The organism is Thiocystis violacea, from assembly GCF_016583565.1.
GTDB lineage: Bacteria > Pseudomonadota > Gammaproteobacteria > Chromatiales > Chromatiaceae > Thiorhodococcus > Thiorhodococcus violaceus_A.
This window is the reverse complement of the sequence record NZ_NRRF01000182.1, coordinates 1-1,713: the sequence shown is the minus strand read 5'-3', so window position 1 is coordinate 1,713 and position 1,713 is coordinate 1. Positions and strand designations below refer to the sequence as shown.

General features: G+C 63.0%; 3 protein-coding genes. 2 read left to right on the top strand and 1 reads right to left on the bottom strand.

Annotation, left to right across the window (positions count from 1 at the left end):
• Positions 1-203 precede the first annotated feature (203 nt).
• Both CKO23_RS24575 and CKO23_RS24570 read left to right on the top strand, forming a co-directional pair.
• The gene (locus CKO23_RS24575) at positions 204-620 is read left to right on the top strand and encodes a hypothetical protein (RefSeq protein WP_200336117.1); all 417 of its coding nucleotides are present in this window, start codon (positions 204-206) and stop codon (positions 618-620) included.
• Positions 607-876 carry a hypothetical protein gene (locus tag CKO23_RS24570; RefSeq protein ID WP_200336115.1) on the top strand — a complete coding sequence of 90 codons (270 nt, stop codon included), beginning with the start codon at positions 607-609 and terminating at the stop codon, positions 874-876. The genes CKO23_RS24575 and CKO23_RS24570 overlap by 14 nt, the downstream gene beginning before the upstream one ends.
• A 23-nt stretch (positions 877-899) precedes the next feature.
• Here the strand turns inward: CKO23_RS24570 and CKO23_RS24565 are convergent, their stop codons facing one another.
• Positions 900-1,481 carry a Uma2 family endonuclease gene (locus CKO23_RS24565; RefSeq protein WP_200336113.1) on the bottom strand — a complete coding sequence of 194 codons (582 nt, stop codon included), beginning with the start codon at positions 1,479-1,481 and terminating at the stop codon, positions 900-902.
• Positions 1,482-1,713: the final 232 nt, after the last annotated feature.

Here is a 1,713-nt window from a genome sequence, read left to right as displayed (position 1 = left end):
ACGCCAAAAATCATCGGACATCTCTTGAAAGGCCATGGCATCATCGATACGCGTGATTGTCGTACCTAAGAGGCTATCTTATTTAGAATTTTAATGATTTAAGCATTTTCTGTTCCGGATATCCTCTTAGTGCTGGTGCGCGGGAGCGGCGACATCGCCTCGGCCGTCGCTCTCCATGCCTCCAAGCTTATGGGCCAGCATTCATGCACACACTGATTCGCGTCCTGTTTCCCATCCGCCCGCGCGCCTTCCCGGGTGAGCGCTGGCTCAACATCGCGCTGCGCAGTCTCCATCTCCTCGGGGTTGCAGGGATCGGCGGGTGGTATCTCCTTGGCGTGAGCACAAGCCAGGTGGGGCTCTATGGCCCTCTCGCTCTGGGCTCGGGTGTCGCGCTCGCATGCCTTTATCTCTGGTCGAGCGCGGCCTGGCTGTTCCAGTTGAAGGGACTGGTGATCGTCCTGAAGGTCGGCCTGCTCGGGCTGGCCCTGCTCCTGCCGGCCTGGCGGGCCGAGCTGTTCGTGCTGGTGGTTCTGCTCTCCGGGCTGATCGCTCATGCGCCGGGCGAGGTGCGCGGTTTCGGCTGGTGCCCGCCGTGGGCGAGAGATGATGGGTGCGGCTGACGCACGCGCCCTTGATTGCCGGTCAGCGCAAACCGCGACCCGCGCGGCGCTCGCCGAGGTGACCTGGCCGACCGGCGATGCCTGGACCCTGGGCGGCAAGGGCCAGCGGATGGCGGAGATGCAGGCGGTGGTGCGCGAGGTGCTGGTCCTGGCCTTCTTCTTCTCCTTCCTGGTGCTTGGTGCCGGCGCTCGATTCGCTGATCGGCGCACGGGATCGTGTCGGCGGCGTTTCGAGGGGTGCATAGCCGATAGATGAGAGGTGGAATAGGTACGCGTACCCTACCTCGCGCTCCATTCCACCTTGTCGTAGACCTCGGCCAGCGACAGCTCGGCCTCGATCAGGCGCAGCGGGATGGATTCCGACGTCTCCTGATAACTGCTCAGACTCCAGGTCCCGTCCGGCTGGCGGAGGAACAGCTCCGCCTGCATCCGATATTGCGACAGCAGCAGGTAGGCTTGCAGGCTTTCGAGGCTTCGGTAGTAGCGGAACTTGTCGCCGCGATCATAGGCTTCGGTGGAATCCGAGAGCACTTCGACGATCAGCATCGGATTGGTAACGACGTCACGCCGACCGTCGTGGAACTGGCGCTCGCCGCAAATCACCATCACGTCCGGATAGGTGCCCACGTCGGCGGCGGCGATATGGACCTTCATGTCGCTCGGGTATACGCGGCAAGGTCTGCCCTTGAACTGGTTGCCAAGCTCGCGGACCAGGTTGGCGACGATGAGATTGTGCTCCTCGCTGCCGCCGGCCATCGCAAAGACCTCGCCGGCAACGTACTCATTGCGTTGATCGGTGGCGGTTCGCTCAATGGCGAGCCAGTCGTCGAAGGAGAGACGCGGTTGGGGTGCGGCGGACATCATGGCCTCCGGTGGATCGCTGCGGCGGATGGTGCTACGCCGATTATAGACCCGGCGGCGCCCGTCCTGGCCGAGAGGATCAGCTTCGTCCGCCGATGACCACCGACCGTCATTCCGCACCCCGTCAGCCGCTTGCAGAATATATCGCCACATAGCGCGGCCCGAGCAGCTGCAGTAAGACGCTGTGGTGTTGCTCGACGTGCAGCACGATCTGCTCGACGTGCTCAACGAC

Excerpts from the sequence above, each read along its gene's own strand:
- CKO23_RS24575 (WP_200336117.1), top strand. The coding sequence starts at position 204 with ATGCACACACTGATTCGCGTCCTGTTTCCCATCCGCCCGCGCGCCTTC.
- CKO23_RS24570 (WP_200336115.1), top strand. The coding sequence starts at position 607 with ATGGGTGCGGCTGACGCACGCGCCCTTGATTGCCGGTCAGCGCAAACC.
- CKO23_RS24565 (WP_200336113.1), bottom strand. The coding sequence starts at position 1,481 with ATGTCCGCCGCACCCCAACCGCGTCTCTCCTTCGACGACTGGCTCGCC.